At 69.2% G+C, this 19966-nt stretch carries 13 protein-coding genes and 1 tRNA gene; 8 read left to right on the forward strand and 6 right to left on the reverse strand.

What is annotated here, in order from left to right:
* Positions 1-29 precede the first annotated feature (29 nt).
* The 4 genes from SSPN_RS0115015 to SSPN_RS0115035 form a co-directional block, all read right to left on the reverse strand.
* Positions 30-5003, reverse strand: a complete 4974-nt coding sequence (locus SSPN_RS0115015; RefSeq protein ID WP_010695923.1) for an NAD-glutamate dehydrogenase — start codon at positions 5001-5003, stop codon at positions 30-32.
* Positions 5004-5305: 302 nt separating this feature from the next.
* Positions 5306-8116, reverse strand: a complete 2811-nt coding sequence (locus SSPN_RS43895) for a hypothetical protein (RefSeq protein ID WP_143539492.1) — start codon at positions 8114-8116, stop codon at positions 5306-5308.
* Between the two features lie 107 nt (positions 8117-8223).
* The gene (ettA, locus tag SSPN_RS0115025; RefSeq protein WP_010695927.1) at positions 8224-9900 is read right to left on the reverse strand and encodes an energy-dependent translational throttle protein EttA; all 1677 of its coding nucleotides are present in this window, start codon (positions 9898-9900) and stop codon (positions 8224-8226) included.
* A gap of 559 nt (positions 9901-10459) precedes the next feature.
* Positions 10460-12424: a bifunctional copper resistance protein CopD/cytochrome c oxidase assembly protein gene (locus tag SSPN_RS0115035; RefSeq protein ID WP_010695929.1), complete on the reverse strand. Its 1965-nt coding sequence runs from the start codon at positions 12422-12424 to the stop codon at positions 10460-10462.
* Positions 12425-12575: 151 nt separating this feature from the next.
* Here SSPN_RS0115035 and SSPN_RS0115040 point away from each other — a divergent pair, with 151 nt between their 5' ends.
* The 6 genes from SSPN_RS0115040 to SSPN_RS0115075 all read left to right on the forward strand — a co-directional run bounded on the left by SSPN_RS0115040 (position 12576) and on the right by SSPN_RS0115075 (position 16546).
* Positions 12576-13160 carry a DUF3558 family protein gene (locus tag SSPN_RS0115040; protein WP_237710548.1) on the forward strand — a complete coding sequence of 195 codons (585 nt, stop codon included), beginning with the start codon at positions 12576-12578 and terminating at the stop codon, positions 13158-13160.
* A gap of 132 nt (positions 13161-13292) precedes the next feature.
* Positions 13293-13366, forward strand: a tRNA-Arg gene (locus SSPN_RS0115045).
* Between the two features lie 511 nt (positions 13367-13877).
* Positions 13878-15083, forward strand: coding sequence for a helix-turn-helix domain-containing protein (locus SSPN_RS0115055; protein WP_010695934.1), 1206 nt, complete (start codon positions 13878-13880; stop codon positions 15081-15083).
* Positions 15084-15142: 59 nt separating this feature from the next.
* Positions 15143-15439: a hypothetical protein gene (locus SSPN_RS53715; RefSeq protein ID WP_010695935.1), complete on the forward strand. Its 297-nt coding sequence runs from the start codon at positions 15143-15145 to the stop codon at positions 15437-15439.
* Positions 15436-15726, forward strand: a complete 291-nt coding sequence (locus tag SSPN_RS0115070) for a hypothetical protein (protein WP_010695936.1) — start codon at positions 15436-15438, stop codon at positions 15724-15726. The genes SSPN_RS53715 and SSPN_RS0115070 overlap by 4 nt, the downstream gene beginning before the upstream one ends.
* A gap of 394 nt (positions 15727-16120) precedes the next feature.
* Entirely contained in the window at positions 16121-16546 is a 426-nt protein-coding gene (locus SSPN_RS0115075) for a DoxX family protein (RefSeq protein WP_010695937.1), read from the forward strand.
* Between the two features lies 1 nt (position 16547).
* Here the strand turns inward: SSPN_RS0115075 and folE are convergent, their stop codons facing one another.
* Positions 16548-17144 (reverse strand): GTP cyclohydrolase I FolE, encoded by a 597-nt coding sequence (gene folE / locus SSPN_RS0115080; RefSeq protein WP_010695939.1) that lies wholly within the window; start codon positions 17142-17144, stop codon positions 16548-16550.
* A 170-nt stretch (positions 17145-17314) separates the two neighbouring features.
* Here folE and SSPN_RS0115085 point away from each other — a divergent pair, with 170 nt between their 5' ends.
* Complete coding sequence (locus tag SSPN_RS0115085) at positions 17315-18019, forward strand: helix-turn-helix transcriptional regulator (RefSeq protein WP_029535353.1); 705 nt, start codon at positions 17315-17317, stop codon at positions 18017-18019.
* A gap of 59 nt (positions 18020-18078) precedes the next feature.
* On the opposite strand, the gene SSPN_RS0115090 is transcribed toward SSPN_RS0115085, so the two are convergent.
* Positions 18079-19314 (reverse strand): sodium:proton exchanger, encoded by a 1236-nt coding sequence (locus SSPN_RS0115090; RefSeq protein WP_044574053.1) that lies wholly within the window; start codon positions 19312-19314, stop codon positions 18079-18081.
* A 267-nt stretch (positions 19315-19581) separates the two neighbouring features.
* Between SSPN_RS0115090 and SSPN_RS0115095 the strand changes: the two genes are divergently transcribed.
* Positions 19582-19959 carry an ArsR/SmtB family transcription factor gene (locus SSPN_RS0115095; protein WP_010695945.1) on the forward strand — a complete coding sequence of 126 codons (378 nt, stop codon included), beginning with the start codon at positions 19582-19584 and terminating at the stop codon, positions 19957-19959.
* The last annotated feature ends 7 nt before the right edge of the window (positions 19960-19966 follow it).

Here is a 19966-nt window from a genome sequence, read left to right on the forward strand (position 1 = left end):
GGCCAGCACGATCGCAAGCCACCCGACGTTCACCAGACCATGCTGCGCAGCTGGCGGGCCGCCACCGACAGCGTGGCCAGATCCAGCCGACCGGAGTTCTTGATCTGCTCCATCGACGAGTTGGCCCGCGCCAGTCGCGACTCGTTGGTCGACTCCCAACGAGCGATCTTCTCCTCCGGACTGTCCTCCGGATCGCTGGTCCGCAGGACGTCGATGGTGATCGCACGCAGCGACGCGTAGAAATCATCCCGCAACGCCAACCGGGCCAGCGAGTGCCACCGGTTCCCGCGCTCCAGCTCGTTGACCGCCAGCAGCATCCGCTCGACGTCGAGGTGCTCCGCGAGCGAGTAGTACAGGTCCGCGCTCTCCCCCGGGCTGCGCTCCGCCGCGACCCCCGCGTCGCGTTCCGCGAGCTCGGCGATCTCCCGGATGTCCAGCAGCGCGAACGAATCCAGCAGCACGCCGACGCGTTCCGCCAGGTCCTCCGGGACGCCAGCCGCCACCCAGCCGTCGACCATCTCGGTGGTGCCTTCAGCCGCCCGGCCGCGAAGAAGTCCGCGGACCGAGTCGGACAGCTCCGCCACCACCGGCTGGAACCGGCTGATCTCGGCGCCGATCGCCAGCGGCTGCGGCCGGTTCGTCAGCATCCAGCGCGCCGCCCGATCCAGCAGTCGGCGGCTTTCCAGCACCAGCTCGTCGGCCACCGAACTCGGCATCGAACGACCCAGCGCGTCGATCTGCGCCCACAGCTCGCGCAGCCCGAAGACGTTGGTGACCACCGCGAACGCCCGCACCGCGTCGGTCGTCGAAGCGCTGATCTCCTCCGACAGGCGGTAGGCGTAGGAGATGCCCGCGCCGTCGACCATCTCATTCACCAGCAGCGTCGTGATGATCTCCCGGCGCAGCGGGTGTGCCGCGATCGCGTTGCCGTAGTGCTCCCGCAGCGGCTTCGGGAAGTACTCCGGGAGCCGACTGCTGAACACCTCGGCGTCCGGCAGGCCGCTGGCCAGCACATCGCGCTTCAGCGACAGCTTGACGTGTGCCATCAGCGTCGCCAGCTCCGGTGAGCTCAGTCCCTCCTCGGCCTTCTCTCGGTCGCGGAACTCCTTCGGGGTGGGCAACGCCTCCAGCTTGCGGTCCAGCCCCGTGCTCTTCTCCAGGGCGGTCACCTGGCGGGCGTGCACCGACACCATCGGGGCGGCGTGCGCCCGCGAGATGCCCAGCACCGCGTTCTGCGAGTGGTTGTCGGCCAGCACCAGCTCGCCGACCTCGTCCGTCATGTCCGCGAGCAACTCGTTGCGCTGCTCACCGGTCAGCTTCCCGTCGGTCACCAGGTGGTCGAGCAGGATCTTGATGTTGACCTCGTGGTCGGAGCAGTCCACACCGGCGGAGTTGTCCAGCGCATCGGTGTTGACCTTGCCGCCGGCGCGGGCGAAGTCGATGCGCCCGAGCTGCGTCAGCCCGAGGTTGCCGCCCTCGCCGACGACCTTCACCCGCAGGTCGGCTCCGTTGACCCGGACCGCGTCGTTGGCCTTGTCGCCGACCTCGGCGTGCGTTTCGGTCGCGGCCTTGACGTAGGTGCCGATGCCGCCGTTCCACAGCAGGTCGGTCGGGGCCAGCAGGATCCTCTTGATCAGCTCGGCCGGGGCCAGCTGGCGCACCGACTCGTCGATGCCCAGCGCCTGCCGGATCTGCGGGTTCAGCGGGATCGACTTCAGCGACCGCGACCACACACCACCACCGGCGCTGATCTTGGTGCGGTCGTAGTCGTCCCAGGTCGACCGCGGCAGCTCGAACAGCCTGCGGCGCTCGGCGAAGGACACCGCCGTGTCCGGGGCTGGGTCGATGAACACGTGCATGTGGTTGAACGCGGCCACCAGCTTGATGTGCTCGGACAGCAGCATCCCGTTGCCGAAGACGTCCCCGGCCATGTCGCCGATGCCGACCACGGTGAAATCCTCGGACTGGGTGTCCACGTCGAGCTCGTGGAAGTGCCGCTTGACGCTCTCCCACGCGCCCCTCGCGGTGATGCCCATCGCCTTGTGGTCGTAACCCACCGAGCCGCCGGAGGCGAACGCGTCGCCCAGCCAGAACCCGTAGGACTTGGCGACGTCGTTGGCGATGTCGGAGAACTTCGCGGTGCCCTTGTCGGCCGCCACCACCAGGTAGGTGTCGTCGCCGTCGTGGCGCGCCACGTCCCGCGGCGGGGCCACCTCGCCGCCGACCAGGTTGTCGGTCAGGTCCAGCAGCCCGGAGATGAACATCCGGTAGCAGGCGATGCCCTCGTCGAGGGTGGCCTTGCGGTCAACCGCCGGGTCGCCGGTGGGCGTCGGCGGCCGCTTCACCACGAAGCCGCCCTTCGCGCCGACCGGCACGATCACCGCGTTCTTCACCGCCTGCGCCTTGACCAGGCCCAGGATCTCGGTGCGGAAGTCCTCCCGCCGGTCCGACCAGCGCAGACCGCCGCGGGCCACCGAACCGAACCGCAGGTGCACGCCCTCGACCCACGGCGAGTACACGAAGATCTCGAACTGCGGGCGCGGCTCCGGCAGCCCCGGGATCTCCCTGGGCTCCAGCTTCAACGCCAGGTAGGAGCGCTCGCGCTGCTCGTCCCTGGCGAAGTAGTTGGTCCGCAGCGTGGCGCGGATCAGGCTCAGGTAGCTGCGCAGGATCCGGTCCGCGTCGAGGCTGGTGACCTCGTCGATCAGCCTGGCGACATCGTCGGTCAGGTCCGCCTCGCGGGACGCCCTGTCGTCCGCGCCCAGCGCCGGGTCGAAGCGCGTCTCGAACAGCCTGACCAGCGTCGTCGTGGTGGTGCGGTGCGCCAGGATCGCGTCCTCGATGTAGTCCTGGCTGTAGGCGACGCCGACCTGCCGCAGGTACTTGGCGTAGGCGCGCAGCACCGAGGCCTGCCGCCAGTTCAGCCCGGCGCGCAGCACCAGCGCGTTGAACCGGTCTACCTCGGCGTCACCGAGCCAGGCGGCCCGGAAGGCGTCCTCGAAGCGCTCCCGCAGGGTGTCCAGCAGGCCCCCGCTGGTCGCGCTGTCCAGCAAGCTCGGGTCCAGCCGCAGCCCGAAGTCGTAGATCCAGTACTGCTGGTCGGTGTCGCCGACGATCACCTCGTACGGTCGCTCGTCAACGACCTCGACGCCCATGCTCTGCAGCACCGGCAGCACCCGAGACAGGGTGACCCGGCCGCCGACGTAGAGCTTGAAGCGGCGCTGGCCCGCGCTGGCGTCCCGCGGCGCGTAGAACGACATCTTCAGGTCGCGGGAACCCGACAGCGATTCCAGCCGCCGCAGGTCCGCCAGGCCCTCGGCTGCGGTGAAGTCCTCCTTGTAGGACTCCGGGAAGCTCGACGCGCAGCTCTGACCGATCTGGCTGATCGCTTCCGACAGGCTGCGCGTCGCGTGGTGCCCGTCGCGGCCGGCGCCGGACTGCTCGGCGTCGACCTCCTCGATCATCTGGTCGTCCCACGTGTGGATGGCCTCGTCGAGTCGCCGCTGGATGCGCGCCAGGTCCGGTTCGACCTGGTGCTCCGGGTCGGTGTGCACCACGAAGTGCACCCGCGCCAGGGTGGATTCGCCGACCCTCGTGCTGTACTCCAGGCCGGTGCCGTGGAGCTCCTCCAGCAGCACCTCCTGCATCGCCAGCCGGGAACTGGTCGTGTAGCGGTCCCGCGGCAGGTACACCAGGCAGGAGTAGAAGCGGCCGTACGGGTCGCGGCGCAGGAACGGCTTGAGCTTGCGCCGCTCGGCCAGCGCCAGCACGCCGGTGATGGTTTCCTGCAGCGTGTCCGGGTCGGTGGAGAACAGCTCGGTGCGCGGGTAGTTCTGGATCTCCTCCAGCATCCGCTGGCCCGAGTAGGACTCCATCGGGAACCCGGCGCGGTGGATGATCTCCCGCACCCGGCGCTCGATGAACGGGATGTCGAGCACGTCTTCGTGCAGCGCGGCGGTGTTGAACAGCCCGAGGAACCGGTGTTCCCCGTTGACCTGCCCGGACTCGTCGAAAGTCTTGACACCGACGTAAAACGGGTGCACCGGACGGTGCACTGTGGACGGTGCGCTGGCCTGCGTGAGCACCAGCAGGTCCTTGGACAGCGCGCTGGCCAGGACGTCCGGCCCGGCGGTCAGGCTGCGCGCGGCGACGCTGTCGCTGCGCAGCACGCCCAGCCCGGAGGCCAGCACGGCCTGCAGCGCGGGTCCGGAACCGTTGACCAGCTCGTAGTGCCGGTAGCCGAGGAACGTGAAGTGGCCGTCGGCCAACCAGCGCAGCAGCTCGGCTCCGTTGTGGACCTCCTCGCCCGGCAGCAGCAGCGGGGTCCGCTCCAGCTCGTCGGACAGCGCCTTGGCGGTGGCGTGCATCCGCTCGGTGTCCTCGGCGACCTCGCGCACGTCGTTGAGCACGTCGGTCAGGCCGTGCTGGAGGACGCTCAGCCGCTCTTCGTCGACGACCCGGTCGACCTCGACGAACATCCAGCTCTCGGCGATCGCGTCGGCCGGCGGTTCCGCCGGGTCCGCACCGGGCAGCACTTCCTGCAGCTCGCCGGCCACGTCGCGGCGGACCACGAAGATGGGGTGGATGATGCGCTGCACCTCGGCGCCATCGCGGCCGAGCTCGGCGATGACCGAATCCACCAGGTAGGGCATGTCGTCGGTGACGATCTGCACGACCGTCGCCTGGCTCTGCCAGCCGTCATCGTCGCGGTCCGGATTGGAGATCTGCACCAGCGGGCGTCCGGCGACACGCGCCGAGGCCAGCCGGTAGTGCGACCGCAGTGCTCCGACGAGGTCGGTGGGTTCGTCGTCGACGAGCTCTTCGGCGGGCACGTGCCGGTAGTAGGCGTGCAACAGCTCGGCGAGTTCAGGGGCGAACTCGACCGCTCTGTCCAGGAGGCGGCGCTTGGCCAGTTCGGGGTTCTCGGAGCGCTCGCCGGCCGCGTCATCCCCATCGGCTCGCGAGCGTTCTCCGGTCTTCAACTGTCCGGGGTTCGAGGTCATCTTCAGGCAGCTCCACGCTTGACGGCACCTCATTGTGCCAACAGGTTCCACCTTAAGACTGCCAGTTCCGCCAAGAGGCGGAGGGCGGCAACGCAGTCGAACACGTTAAAAGCGGCACAAAGATCGATGTCTTGGACGTTTCAGAAGAACGATCTTGAATCCCTTCGCGCCGAACCCCGCCAAGAACCGCCCCGGAAAGACTGTGGGGTCACCTGCACCGCGCGGCCGCTTCGCACCGCGCCGCCGGAGATCGCGACTTGCGCATTGGACGAACTGGCCGCGCGATTTCGGCAAAAAGGCTTTCAGAACAGCGGATCCACCGCCGTGGAGTCGATCGCGGGGCGGCGGTGCCGGGCGGCCAGGCCCGAACCGCGATCGTCCGATGTGGACGAATGTGTCGCGTGGGAGACCTGGGGCGGTCCGGTGATTCCGGACACACGCGCTTCGCTGTGCCGACCGGACGGCGCGGTTTCCCCGGCTTCCGGCTGCTCGCGCCGACCGCTCTCGTAGGCCATCAGCGCCTCGGTCAGCAGCTCGGCGAGCCCGATCTTCCCCGGCGGGCTCGCATCCGCTCCCGCCGACTCGGCTGCGGGCTCGGCGGCCGGTGCCTCTTCCCCCGGCTGCTCTGCGGTCGCTAACTCCGCAGCAAGCGGCACTGGGATCGATGGCTCGGCGGCTGGCGGCTCAGCGGCGTCTCCGTCGCCGGCAAGTTCCTCCGTTCGATGCCCCTCGACCACCGGGAGGTTCGGTTCGGTCGCCCAGTCCTGGCGGTGACGGCCCAGCACTTCCGCGGCTGGAGTTGGTGGTGCGACCGCAGGTTCGGACGTTTCTCGTGTGTCGGATGACTCGACCGGTTCGGCCAGATCGGCGTGCCGTGCTCGGCGACGGCTCCTGCGCGGCTCCGCGGACAGTTGGAGGCTGGCGCGGATCTCGGCCAGCGATTTGCCACGCGCCCGGCGTCCGCCCTCGCGCCGCTGCGTCCCGCCCGGGCGAGCCTCGGGCACCGAAGTCCCGCTCGCCGGGGTCACCTCCGCCGCCGGAGTCCCACCCGTTGGTGTCTCGGCTGCCGGTTCGGTTTCGCGGCTGCCGCGAGCCGGTACGTCCTGCGGTGCGTCGTGGACCTGGTAGCTACCCGGCTGTTCGATGGCGTGGAGGTCGTTCCCCGGCAGGTCTCGGCCGCCCTGCGAATCCCCGTACCGCGATTCCCGGGGGTACAGGCCGTCCGGCGACGATTCCTCCGGTCGGGTGCGCGCTGCCGATCCGGTTCCCGGCAGATCGGCCGGTCCGGCCGGGCCGCCGATCACCGGCAGGATCGTCGTGGCGTCCATCACATCGTGATCGTCATTGGCGGCGGGCGTCGGCCGGTGAATGTCGTCTGCCGCTGCGGCGAGCACTGCCGTGCTGGGCAGCAGCTCGACCGGCGGAGACTCGGCAGGCTGGAACTCCACCGACAGCGGCTGATGCGACTCGGTGGGCTGGGGTTCGTGCGCCACCGGCACCTCGGGGACGGTGCGCTCGGCGTTCTGCGGCTGGTCCGGATTTTCCGACGGCCACCAGCTCGCCTGCGCCGTCGTCGCGACCGGTTCGGCGTATTCCTCGGAAACCGGTTCGTGGCTCGGAAAACCTTGGTCGGCCGACTCCGCGAAGGCGACCGCCTCGACCTGGGGCACCTGGATCACCCGGGCCTCTTGGGCGGCCTCAGGTTCGGCGGCCGCCTGCCAGTCGTGGTGCCCGATCCCGGCCGCCTGGGACTCCAATGCCGACGAGTCGAACATGATCGTCTGCGACGCCGCTTCTTCGGTGGCTTCCGGCTCCCCGGCGGTCCGGGGTTCGGGCAGCTCCTGCCGTCGGTGTCCGCCTTCGCGCAGCTCAGCGGTCCGATTGGTGAGCGTCTCCATTAACCGGCGTGCCGCGTCGTGCGTTTCCTCATACCCCGACCGGTGCCGGGACGTCGCCTGCTCCGGCTCGGAAGGCTCGGGAAAGCCCTGCTCGAGCAGGCCCCGTTCGGGTCGCCGAGGTTGTGGCGCCACGGGCTCCGGCTGCTCGGGTTCGGCTGCCCGGGCCCCGGCCCGTTCGGGGACCGGCACCGCCGGCCCCGCCGGTCCCGGCTCGGCTGGAGCGCTCGATTGCCGAGGCACCTCGACATCGCCCGAGCGCAACGGGTAATCCGCGAGCAACCGGACTCGCGCGGTGTGCACGGTCGCGCGCCAGCGCCGGTCGGCGGAATACGCGCCCCGGAGCGCGCGAAGCGCTTCGGGGAACTCGGCGCCGCGTTCGTGCACGTGGGACAGGGTGTTCAGGGTTTCGGCAAGCAGCCCGTCCAGCTTGTGCCGCTCGGAGATCGCCGCAGTGTCGTTCAGCGTCCGCACCGCCGCACCGTGGTTGCCGTCCGGCAGGTGCACGCGGGTGGCCATCGCGAGCCCCAACCAGCCGACCGGCCCGGCCGCCGCGGCGCGAACCGGCTGCGCCAGCACGGATTCAGTCGCTTGGACGGCCTCCGGGCGGCGCCCCAGTTCCAGCAGCGACAGCACCCGCTCCAGCACCAGCCGGGCGCGCATCTCCCCGCTGTCCGCAGCCGGGTCGCCGAGCTGCCCGAGCAGCGCCAGTCCGGCGCCGGCCACCGCGATGGCTTCGTCGAACTCGCCCAGCCTGCGGCGATGCGCCGCACGCGCAGCGCAGACCCGCGCCTTGAGCAGCCGGGCGGTGTCCCGGCTGAGCCCGCACGCCTCGTACAGCCGCTCGGCCTCGTCGAGCGCCTCGGAACGGTCCCCGTCCTGCCCGTGCGCGGGCAGCGACGCCGCCAACGCGAGCAGGGCATGCGCCCGCACCTCGGGCGCGATCCGGTCCTGCTCCAGCACCGGGTTCAGCACGCGAACGGCGACCTCGCCGCTGCCCGCGCTGCTGGCGCACCAGGCCAGCTCGACCCGTAGCTCCGCCTCGACCTCGGCGTCGCCCGCCGCCTCCGCGTCGCGGACCGCCGCGAGCGCCCGACTGCTGGCCGCGACACCGCGGCCCAGCCGGTTCGAGGCGAACAACGCGACGGCCTCGGCGCGCAGCCGAATCGCCCGATCACCGGCGCGCCTGGCGAGCGCAACCGCGCGATCACTGAGCACCAATGCCAACTCGGGGACTCGCCACCGCATCTGCCGTGCGGGTTCGAGCAATCCCTGTGCCGAGCTTGTGTTCGGTGAAGCGGGCACGCTCGCCAAGGCGCCTCCGTTCAGCCCCGGGTCAGTTTTCGGTGCGTCACGCGGTGCGGGCGGGCCGCGTCCGGCCCCAGTCTCTCGAGCTTGTTCTCCTCGTAGCCACCGAAGTTGCCCTCGAACCAGAACCACTTCGCCGGGTCCTCGTCGTCGCCCTCCCACGCGAGGATGTGGGTGGCGACGCGGTCCAGGAACCACCGGTCGTGGGAGATCACCACGGCGCAGCCGGGGAACTGTTCGAGCGCGTTCTCCAGCGAGCTCAGCGTCTCCACGTCGAGGTCGTTCGTCGGCTCGTCCAGCAGGATCAGGTTGCCGCCCTCCTTGAGCGTCAACGCCAGGTTCAGGCGGTTGCGCTCACCACCGGAGAGCACCCCGGCCGGCTTCTGCTGGTCCGGGCCCTTGAACCCGAAGGCGCTGACGTAGGCGCGCGAAGGCATCTCGACCTGGCCGACCCGGATGTAGTCCAGCTCGTCGGACACGACCTGCCAAACGTTCTTGTTCGGGTCGATGTTCGCCCGGTTCTGGTCCACATAGGACAGCTTGACGGTGTCGCCGACCTTGACCGTGCCGGAATCCGGCTGCTCCAGGCCCACGATGGTCTTGAACAGCGTCGTCTTGCCGACGCCGTTCGGCCCGATGACACCCACGATGCCGTTGCGCGGCAGCGTGAACGACAGCCCGTCGATGAGGAGGTTTTCGTCGAAGCCCTTCTTCAGGTTCTCGACGTCGACCACGACGTTGCCCAGGCGGGGGCCCGGCGGGATCTGGATCTCCTCGAAGTCGAGCTTGCGGGTCTTCTCCGCCTCAGCGGCCATCTCCTCGTAGCGCGACAGACGGGAACGCGACTTGGTCTGGCGGGCCTTGGCGTTGGAGCGAACCCACTCCAGCTCGCCCTTGAGGCGCTTCTGCAGCTTCGCGTCGCGCTTGCCCTGCACGGCCAGCCGCTCGGCCTTCTTCTCCAGATAGGTCGAGTAGTTGCCCTCGTAGGGGAAGGTGCGGCCGCGGTCCAGCTCCAGGATCCAGCCAGCGACGTTGTCCAGGAAGTACCGGTCGTGGGTGACGGCGAGCACGGCGCCCGGGTAGGTGGCGAGGTGCTGTTCCAGCCAGAGCACGCTCTCGGCGTCGAGGTGGTTGGTCGGCTCGTCGAGCAGCAACAGGTCGGGCTTGCTCAGCAGCAGCGTGCAGAGGGCGACCCGGCGGCGCTCGCCACCGGAGAGGTTCTTGACCTCCGCGTCCGGCGGCGGACACCGCAGGGCGTCCATCGCCTGCTCCAGCTGGGAGTCCAGTTCCCACGCGTCGGCGTGGTCCAGGTCCTCCTGGAGCTTGCCCATCTCCTCCATGAGCTCGTCTGAGTAGTCGGTCGCGAGCAGCTCGGCGATCTCGTTGAAGCGGTTGAGCTTCTGCTTGATCTCCCCGACGCCCTCCTCGACATTGCCGAGGACCGTCTTCTCCTCGTTGAGCGGAGGCTCCTGCTGCTGGATGCCGACGGTGTAACCCGGCGTGAGGAACGCTTCACCGTTGTTCGGCTGGTCGAGTCCCGCCATGATGCGCAGCACGGTCGACTTGCCAGCCCCGTTCGGACCGACGACGCCGATCTTGGCGCCGGGGTAGAACTGGATGGTCGCGTTGTCGAGGATGACCTTGTCACCATGCGTCTTGCGCACGTTCTTCATGGTGTAAATGAACTCGGCCATGACATGAATCGTAGTTGCGCCCCGTGTCGGGCCGCGCACGCGGTCCCCCAGCCCCTCGCCGTCGGCATCAATCCGCCTCGTACCGACGGCTATCACCTCCTCCAGATCGAAGTTGTCGCTGGTCGGCCGCGAAGGTCGCGATCAGCCGCCAGGCAAGGAGACCGGCCCGCGGTCGCGTCCCGGACGTGGTCTTGACATGCCGGTCACCTCCGGTGGCGCGCCGCGCGCCAGGTCCAGCCCGCTCGCGTTGGTCTCCAACTCGACCACGGTGCGCCACTTCCGCGCCCGATTCGTAATCGCGGGTGCGCAACCGTCCGGTCGCCACCACCGGATCTCCTTTGCCCACCGCGCTGGCGACCCCGTCGGCCAGCCACTTCCAGCAGTTCACCGTGGCGTAGAAGGACGTTGCCCACCACCGTCACCTGCGTCTCGGACATCTGTCGCTCCGCTCGGTCCCGCGAGACCGATTTCCGGCCCACGACCAGGAGATTGCCCGAGCGATGTCACGCAGCGCAACAGATTTACCACGTTTCGCGCACATCCCGGCCGATCGGCCAGATCACTTGCTACGAGGGGTGTCCTTCTCGGCGAGTTGCCTGAGCATTTCGTTGTACGCGGCCAGATCCGCGCCGCCGTCCGCATCGGCCTTCCGGTCAATCCTCCGGGCAGCCCGGGAATCGGCCCTAGACCACTGGATCAGCAGCGCCAGCATCACCACGACCAGCGGCACCTCGCCCGACGCCCACGCCAGGCCGCCGCCGAGCCGCTGATCGGCGAGCAGGTCGGTCATCCAGGGCAGGTCGAGGCCGCGGTAGAAGGCCGCCCCGATCACCGTCTGCGACATCATCAGCACGATTCCGAAGAACGCGTGGAACGGCATGGAGGCGAAGACCAGGCCGACCTTGCCCAGCGACGGCAGCGGGCGCGGCGCCGGGTCGATGCCGATCACCGGCCAGTAAAAGATGTAGCCGACCAGCAGGAAGTGCGCGTTCATCGCCAGGTGCGCCCAGTGCTGGGTCAGCGCCACGTCGAACAGGCCGGAGAAGTACAGCGCGTAGAAGGAGCCGACGAACAGCGCCAACGCCACGAACGGGTTGGTCAGCACCCGCGCCACCGGCGAGTGCACGAACGCCAGCAGCCATTCGCGCGGCCCGGGCGGCTGCGTCTTCCCGGCGGGTTTGAACACGCGCAGCGCCAGCGAAGTCGGGCCGGCCAGCACCAGGAAGACCGGCGCCAGCATGGACATCAGCATGTGCTGGCCCATGTGCACGCTGAACAGGGCGGGCGCGTACTTGCCGATACCCGACGAGGTGGCCATGAAGATCGTCGCGCACCCGCACATCCAGGCGATGGTCCGCCCGACCGGCCAGGCGTCGCCGCGCTTGCGCAGCCGGTAAACGCCCAACAGGTACAGCCCGGCCAGCGCGAGCGCGAACGTGCCGTAGATCAGGTCGAACCGCATGTCGAACAGCAGCCGGAACAGCGTCGGCGGGGCGTCCAGCGGGTAGCCGATCAGCAGCTCCGTCCGGCCCGGCACTGCCTTGCCCCCCGCCGGCGGAGGGGTGCGTCCGAGAGCGACAGCGACGCCGATCGTGGCGAACATGATCAGCACCTCCGCCGCGCCCAGCCGCAGCAGCGCGGCTGCACCGGCCCCGTCGTCCAACCGCCGGACGACGCTGCGGCGCTGGAAGTACCCGAACGCGCCGAGCGCCACCAGGCCGACGACCTTGAGCACCAGCAGGACACCGTAGGTGGAGGTGAACAGGTCCGTCGGCGACACCCGGACCAGCGAGTTGATCACGCCGGAAAGCGCCATCGCGATCCAGCACACCAGGGCGAATTGCGAGAACCGCCGGGCCACCAGGGGAAGGTGCGCACCCCGGCGGGCGGCGTGCGCCAGCAGCGCCACCAGACCACCCACCCACAGGACCGCGGCGAACAGGTGGACGAGCAGGCTGTTGGTCGCGATGTCGTGCGCGCCGCCGCTCGCGGAGTGGCCGGTGGCGATCACCGGGAACAACCCGACCAGACCCAGGGCAAAGGCCATCACGGTCCAGCCCCAGGACAGCACCACCCGGCAGACCAGGGCGACCACGAACGCGATCAGCGCGGTCAGCGCCCACGCCTTGGCTTCTTCCAACGCGTCGACCAGGCCGAAAAGCACGTCGACGCTGAGCACGTCCCCCACCGGGCGCCCAGTGGCGTCGGCGGCGATGAACGGCACCATCAGCGCCGCACCCACGCACCACACCGCGGCCGCCCAACTGGCGGTCCGCACGGCGGCGTAACCGTCGGCGGCCAGCGGGCCCGAACGCATCGCCGGAATCCCGAACGCGGCCAGCAGCAGCGAGCCGATGCACACCACCGCGCCGGATTCGGCCACCACCCGGACGACCGGCAAGCCGTACTGCGTGACCGGCCCAGGGTCCGGCAAGCCGAGCAACGCGTAGGAAGCGCCAGCGGAAAGCGCGGTCAGAGCGGCGGCGATCAGCGCCGCCAGCACCCCGGCGGTGATGACGAGCACGCCGACCGTGCTCGACGTGCGCCGTTCCGGTGCTGGAGCGGGGGTCTCGGATGGCACATACCGAGCGTAACGGCCAGTCCCGGGCGGCCACCTTGCAGGATGGCGGTCGGGAGCTTGGTTTCCCGCACGTGCGGGCCGCTACGGTTGCGGAGTGACCACTGTCCGTCGCTGTGCGTTCATGTTGCCGATGTTGCTGCTGTGCACGGTGGCCGGCTGCGCCTCGAAGATCCCGGGCGAGCCGATCCCTGCGGCGGGGTTCCACGAGAACCACCCGGCAGAGCCCGCCCAGCCGAGATCGACCGACGCCGTGCAGGCGCACATCGCGATCCCGCGCAACTTCGACGGGATCGATCCATGCACCCTGCTGACACCGGCGGACCTCGCGGTCGTCGGCGGTCCGGTCGGGCCGCCACACCCGGACAACCCGATCGCCGGGACCTGCTCTCAGCTGTTGACCAGCGGCCGGGAGAACACCGCCGCAGCCGGCTTCTACGAGCCCTACGAGGTCGTGTCCCGGCGCCAACCGCGCGGCGTGCAGCTCAACATCGAGGGGCATTCGGCCTGGTTGTACTGCGAACTCGTGAACAGCCACCAGACCTGCACGGCGGCCACCGCGATCCGGTCCGACCGGACGCTGCTGACCATGCTCTCGATGCAGGGGGCGGCCGCGGCCGACACCGCTGACCAGTTGGGCAAGCTCACGGCCGCCGCCTTGCACAAGCTGCCACCGGCCTGATCGGGCGGAGCCTGGTTGTCGATCAGCTTGCCGTTCGATACCGGCTCGGCAACGGTGCGGCGTCAGTGCCACACCTGCGGGCGACTGCGGCTACCCTGCTTGCTGCAGCTCAGACGAGCTGCGCTCCGATCGGCCCCCATAGCTCAGCTGGATAGAGCAAAGGACTTCTAATCCTTAGGTCGCAGGTTCGAGTCCTGCTGGGGGCGCAAAACGCCTGTTAAACGACGTGGTGGTTGATCTCGTTCAAGATCAACCACCACTCTACCCCCATCTTTGGCTCAGCTCGCCGGAGCAGGTTTCTCCAGTGCGTCAGCCGCCGAGCCGCCGGTGGACTTCCGATCCATGTAGACGTCCTGGGTCTCCACTCCGACGTCGCGGTCAGCGAACGCTGGTGAACCCGCCCGGCCGCCAGCGGCCAAGAACAGGACCTGATGCGGTTGAACGGGCAGAGGTCCCGCGAAATGGTCGCCCGCTACGGCGCGTCCGCCACCGACGAGCGGGCACGCGAGGCACACCACCAGGCCGCGGTGGGCGACCGGCACTGAGCGAACACCCCGCCTCACCAGCTCGCCGGGGCAGGGCGCTGTTGATCTTGGTCGTCGCCTGATCGTTTCGCCGCTACGCTGGCGGTGCACCTTCTCGCGGAGCTCGCGACGCCCCCGGTTGGCCGCCGGGGCATTCCGCGAGAGACCCCGACTCCGCGAATCGAGGGTGATCATGGGTAGCTTCATCGAACCCGGCCAGCCGATCGGCGACCGCACCCGCCAACTGCGCGGCAAGCTCTACACGCAACGGGAACTCGCCGACAAGGCCGGGCTGTCCGTCGACCTGGTGCGCAAGCTCGAACAGGGCACGCGAACCACTGCCAGCGTCGCGAGCCTCCACAAGCTGGCCCGCGCCCTGGACGTCACGCTTGCGGACTTGATTGGTCCGGCCCGCGTCCCGGACCAGGCGCCGCAAGAGGGTGCGGTGGAGCTGCGGCACGCCGTGACCGACCTCGACGACCTGATCGGCCCGCCCGCCGATGTCGAACCGGTCGGCGTCGACGCCGCCCAACGTGCCGATGTCTACGCGTGGGGCATCTACTGGTCAGGGGACCACGACGCCGCAGCTGCGGCGCTTCCGAACCTGATCTACGGACTGCGCGCGGGGTACTCCACCGCGAACTTGCCTGACAAACCTGCACTCGCCTACGCGCTGGCCCGGACGTTGTGGGCTGCCGGGTCCACGTTGATGCATCTGCGGCACAACGACGCTGCATCCGCTGCCACCCGGTGGGCGGTGCGGTTGGCAGCTGAGGGTAACGACCCGTGGATGCACGCCACTGTCCAAGGGTCGTTGGCGTGGCAGCTGATGGTCGCCGGTCGCTACGCCGAGTCGATGAGGCTGACTGAACGAACCGCAGCCAGCATCGAGCCCCACGGTGCCGCAGCGGCGCCGCACTTGTCGGCCTATGGGTCTCTGCTGCTTCAATCGGGCAACGCAGCAGCACGAAACGGGAATGCCCCCGCGGCACGGGACTATCTGGCTGCTGCCGCCGATGTTGCCCAACGGGTCGGCGAGGACCGAAACGACTACAGCACCACGTTCGGCCCGTCGCTGATCGCGATGCAGTCCGCCGACGTCCACATTGCACTCGGCGACTACGACCGGGCGGTGGACGCCGCGGCGACGCTGCCGAATCAAGGCGCCGCGTTGCCCACGATGGCGCGCTGCCGTCACCTTGCCGACCGGGCACTTGCCCACGTTCGGCTCGGCCAGCCCGAAACGGCGCTGCCGCTCATGTCCACGGCGGTGCAGTCGTCGCCGAACTGGGCCAAGCACCAGCAGTTGCCGAAGGTCGTCGTGCGAGAGCTGCTGCACACCACCAAACAGCGATCGAGCACGCTTCGAAACCTGGCCTCCACACTCGGAGTGAGCTGATCGGGTAGTAGGACAAAGGGTCCTACCCGACCGACGATCAATGCTCATACGTTCTGGGTATGAGCATGGTCGACAGCCGCTTCGCCAACCCACACACCCACCGGGTGTTCTGGATGCCGGTACCCGACCAACAGGTACCGGCAGTCGATGAGGTTGCGGAAGGGCCGCGGGTGCGAGCAGGAACGCGTCATGCGTTCTGGGGTCGACGCTGGGACGGCCAGGAGGCCGAGTGCCACACCGTGTGCCGCAAGCAGGTCAACCTAGATGAGGCGTCGCCGCTCGACTGGACGCTGATGCCCGAGTGCGGCGACTGCCGCGCCGGAATCTTGCAGGCTCGTGGCGAGGTGCGGCCATGACCGGCGACACGGCACCCGGTCGGTACGCGACAACCACGCCGGACGACCACCAACTTGCGCAAATGACACGAGGCGTGGTCCTCGCTTTGGGGATTGCCGTCGGTGACTTGGAGCAGGGCCGCTACGACGGTGCCGAGCGAGAGCGCTTGGCGGGCTACCTCGACCGGCTGGCGGCCGCGCTACGCTCCGACTCCCAGCCTCGCGGCGGCCTGGTCGTCGATGCCGAGCACACCTCCACCTCATTGATCATCGATCAGCGGAGGGCGGGTGGTGAGGGGCACCCTTGAGCGACTGTGCCGCCCAAGGGTGCCCCTCACCTCGATCGCCGCGATGGTCGCGAGCGGTCTGCTCGGCGTTGTACAAGCCGCTTCAACTGGTCACGGCCGCCGCGTGCGGCATGTCCCGGCGTGACAAAACCTAAACTTGACTCGCGTTCCTGCTTGGTGGTGAACAGGGATCGCATCTGCTCGCCGTCGGCGAAGACGATGCTCCGAGGAGGAGCAGTCCGGGCGCTCCTTGCTCGACCTTCATCCACATCGGGACCACTCGTCTCGTGAGCTGCCCGGCGCCGGCCTCGGCCAACGGCGGTCCTTCGCGTCGTCCGCCAGGTTGAGAACGCCCCGGGGTGGAAACACCTAGGGGTGTCGCGAAAACCCGACCGTTTTTTTGGGGGGCGGGAATGTGACTCACGAAATTCCTGATCGACTCGGCGGGATCGCGCTGTCCGTGACGCGGATCGTCGTGTCGTTCCTGTTCATCCAGCACGGCGTGGCCGGCCTGTTCGGCGTTCTAGGCGCCCCCTACTCCGTACCGCTGTTCGTGTGGCCGAGTTGGTGGGCGGGGTTGATCCAGGTCGTCGGCGGGGCCTTGGTCCTCCTCGGACTTTTCACCAGGCCGGCGGCGCTGGTGTGTTCCGGCGCGATGGCGTTCGCGTACTTCACCGTGCACCAGCCCCGGGGACTGCTCCCGATCCTGAACGGCGGGGTTCCGGCCGTGCTGTACAGCTGGTTCTTCCTACTGTTCGCGGTGCTGGGGGCCGGACCGTTCGCGCTCGACGCGCTGCTCCACCAAACCCGGCAGGCCCCCGCGCCCACCCGGGCGGGCTGAGTCAGGCGTTGACGCCGGTGAGGGCGAAGAATTCCTGCCGCGACCGCGCGTCCTGCCGCAGGGTGCCCAGCAGCGTCGAGGTCACGGTGTTGGAGCCGGTGGCCTGCACACCTCGCAGGGTCATGCAGGTGTGCTCGGCTTCGATCACGACGCCGACGCCCTTGGGCTCCAACTGCTCGCATAGCCAGTCGGCGACCTGCTTGGTCAGCCGTTCCTGAACCTGCGGACGGCAGGCGAAGTGCTCGACGACCCGGGCCAGCTTGGACAGCCCGAGGATCCGGTCGCCGGGCAGGTAGCCGACGTGCGCGGTGCCGACGAACGGCAGCAGGTGGTGTTCGCAGACCGAGCGGACCGGGATCGCCCGGGCGAGCACCAACTCGTCGTACTGCTCCTCGTTCGGGAACGTCGTCAGGTCGAACGGCCGCGGCGTGAACAGCTCCGCGTAGGCGCGTGCCATCCGCCCCGGCGTGCCGCTCAGGCTCTCGGAATCGGTGGATATCCCCAACGCCCGCAGCAGATCACCGGCCGCTTTCTCGGCGGCGGCGAGATCGATCTCACCGTCGGGCTGGTGGGCGACGTGCAGGACAGGTGCGGACATCAGGCGATCCTCTGGGTCGGTTGCGCCAGGCTACCCGGCTCGGCCACCCGGACTAGTTTCACCAATGAACGCTAGTCTTTTTCATGCCATCGGGTCAATGCAGCAGCATGTGACCTCTCCATGCCAATTTCAGACACCAAATTGGGCGTGAGAGGCGTTACCGTGAAGGCATGGTGTCCAGCGATGAGCCAGCTGCGGGCTCGATGGCGGCGGTCGCAGTACTGGCGGACGGCCTGCGGCGCGGGATGTTCGAGTTCATCCGCCGTGCCCGTCGGCCCGTCGGCCGGGATGAGGCAGCCGCCGCGGTTGGCATTTCTCGCAAGCTCGCCGCCTTCCACCTGGACAAGCTCGTCGACGCCGGGCTGCTGTGCGCGCGGTTCGAACCGGTGGGCGGCATCCGCAAGGTCGGCCGCACGCCGAAGGTCTACGAACCCACCGACGCCCACATCGGGGTGAGCATCCCGCCGAGGCGTCCCGACCTGCTGGCCGACATCTTGCTCGACGCGGTGCTCACCGAGGGCGAGCGCGAGACCGCGATCGAGTCGGCGATGCGCACCGCACGCGAACGTGGACACCGCCTCGGCGCCGAAGAACGCCTCCGCAGCCGCCCCGGCCGCCTCGGCGCCGAACGCGCGCTGACCAGGACCGAAGAGGTGCTCAGCCGCTACGGCTTCGAACCCGACCGGGAGACCCCGACCTGCGTCCGGCTGCGAAACTGCCCGTTCCACCCGCTGACCGCCAGGTCGCCGCAGCTGGTTTGCGGGCTCAACCACGCCTTCCTGCAGGGCTTCCTGGCCGGGCTGCAGGCATGGTCCGTGGAGGCCGCCCTGGACCCGCGGCCCGGGGAGTGCTGCGTCGCCCTGCGCAGCACGTGAAGGCTGCTCACCAGCGGGCGCGAAGCTGGGGGTGCGCCCGCTGATGGACAGCCGCTCGATCAGCGGACGGCGCTCGCAGGTTCGGGGGCTGCCGAGCTGTCGTCGCCTTGGCGCCGGAAGGGCGCGGCGAGGGTGGGCAGGATGTGGTGGCGGTTGCGGATGAGCGCGGCGATCGCGATCACGGCGTAGATGCCGCACAGGACGTAGCGGGCGGTCTGTCCGGGCAACGCGAACTGCGCCGCGAACAGCCCGAGCAGCGTCCACGCCGTCCAGCGCGGGAAGCGCAGCGCCAGCAGAGCGGCCACCCCGAGCACCGTTTGGGTCGCGGTGAGCAGGAACTCCTCCACCTGGCGGGCGTCTAGTTGCAGCGCCGTCCCACCACCGCCGAACAGGTAGGCCACCGGCAGGCTGCCCACCAGCAGCGTCCACTGATTGACCTTGGCGGAGATGAGCGTGCCGATCGCGTCCGCGCCCTTGCCCCGGACGGCGAACAGGATCGCGACGATGAACTCGGGCGCTTCCGAGGCCAGCGGCGCGAGCCACTGCACGAGCAGGAACTGGTCGATGCCCAGCTTGGTGCCCGTTTCGATCAGCGAGTGGGCGAAGGGTTCGGCGCAGACGACGATCATCGCTGCGGCGAAGACGAACAGCGCGATCACCAGCGGTCGGCGGACGTGCTTGGGCAGTCCGCCAATGGTGGCGGCGGTGCCGACCAGGTCGGGTTCTTCCGCCTCGGCGCGCGAGACCTTCCACAGGTAGAACACGAAGAACCCGAGCAGCGCGAACCCGAGCAGCAGCGAGATCTGACCGGTCGCGGGCACCAGGAACGCGACCACCGAGGCGATCGCGAGGAACCCGAGCTCCACCCGGTTGTCGGACTCCAATGTCAACTCGCGCACCGACTTCCCGGTGCGCCGCGTGGCCAGCGCGAGCGCGACGATCACCACCAGCGACCAGCCCAGGCCGAGCAGGAGCCTGTTGGAGCCGGTCATGTTCGCCGCGGCGTAGGCGACGTACTCGGGATTGCTGCCCGCGGTGTAGGCGAAGTAGAGGTCGACCGCGTACTCGGGCAGCACGGCGATCACCGCGAGGATCGCGATCGCCAGCCCGCCGGAGATGTCGACCTGCGCCGCTTCCGCAGCCCAGGCCAGCACGAACGACGAGGCCACCACTGCCATACCGAACAGCAGCAATCCAAGCACCGGGTTCGGCGCGAGCCCGGAGAACCGGAGGACCAACGCGGGCACCGCCAGTGATCCGCAGAGCGCGAGCGGTCGCAGCAGCTTGGTGGACATCGAACACCTTCCCGGGCCGTGGCCTGCCTCGGCCGGGACGTCCAGGAGTCTCGGCCAGGCGCAGATCAGCTGGCCGAAGGTCGCGTCCACCCGCGTCGCGGGCGCCACCGCCGGAGAAAGATCTCAGCGTGTCGAACGGTGGGCTTGCGGACTACTCCCCTTCGGAACGAGATCACCCTGGCATTCATTTCGTAGTTTTCGCAACCAACGAAGCGTTTGCGCGGTGTCCACCCGGGGGTTGCGCGGTCAGGAACAATCGAGCTCGTCATGCCGAAAAATCCCGCGCCGTCCGCCGCAGAATCCGACCTGCCCAGGCGGGACGCCGAACCGACCGGGGCCCAGCTGACCGCTGCCGCGGCGACGTTCGCGCTGCTCGCCAGCCCACCACGACTACATCTTGTGTGGTTGATCACACACGGTTCCTACGACGTGGGCACGCTGGCCAAGCGGGTCGGCATCAGCATCGCGACGGTCAGCCAGCACCTGAGCAAGCTCCGGTTGGCGGGTGTCATCACCGCCCGCCGCGACGGCCGCCGCCACCTCTACACCGTCGACGACCCGCACGTGGTGGCGCTGGTCGACCAGATCTTCGAGCACATCGCCCCGGACGGCACCCTCGCTCCTGACCCGCCGCAGACCCGCTGACGCCAGC

The sequence above is a fragment of the Saccharopolyspora spinosa NRRL 18395 genome, assembly GCF_000194155.1.
Classification (GTDB): domain Bacteria; phylum Actinomycetota; class Actinomycetes; order Mycobacteriales; family Pseudonocardiaceae; genus Saccharopolyspora; species Saccharopolyspora spinosa.

Coding starts and splice junctions, on each gene's coding strand:
- SSPN_RS0115015 (WP_010695923.1), bottom strand. CDS start 5,003: ATGACCTCGAACCCCGGACAGTTGAAGACCGGAGAACGCTCGCGAGCC.
- ettA (WP_010695927.1), bottom strand. CDS start 9,900: ATGGCCGAGTTCATTTACACCATGAAGAACGTGCGCAAGACGCATGGT.
- SSPN_RS0115055 (WP_010695934.1), top strand. CDS start 13,878: ATGGGTAGCTTCATCGAACCCGGCCAGCCGATCGGCGACCGCACCCGC.
- SSPN_RS53715 (WP_010695935.1), top strand. CDS start 15,143: ATGAGCATGGTCGACAGCCGCTTCGCCAACCCACACACCCACCGGGTG.
- SSPN_RS0115070 (WP_010695936.1), top strand. CDS start 15,436: ATGACCGGCGACACGGCACCCGGTCGGTACGCGACAACCACGCCGGAC.
- folE (WP_010695939.1), bottom strand. CDS start 17,144: ATGTCCGCACCTGTCCTGCACGTCGCCCACCAGCCCGACGGTGAGATC.
- SSPN_RS0115085 (WP_029535353.1), top strand. CDS start 17,315: ATGGTGTCCAGCGATGAGCCAGCTGCGGGCTCGATGGCGGCGGTCGCA.
- SSPN_RS0115090 (WP_044574053.1), bottom strand. CDS start 19,314: ATGTCCACCAAGCTGCTGCGACCGCTCGCGCTCTGCGGATCACTGGCG.
- SSPN_RS0115095 (WP_010695945.1), top strand. CDS start 19,582: ATGCCGAAAAATCCCGCGCCGTCCGCCGCAGAATCCGACCTGCCCAGG.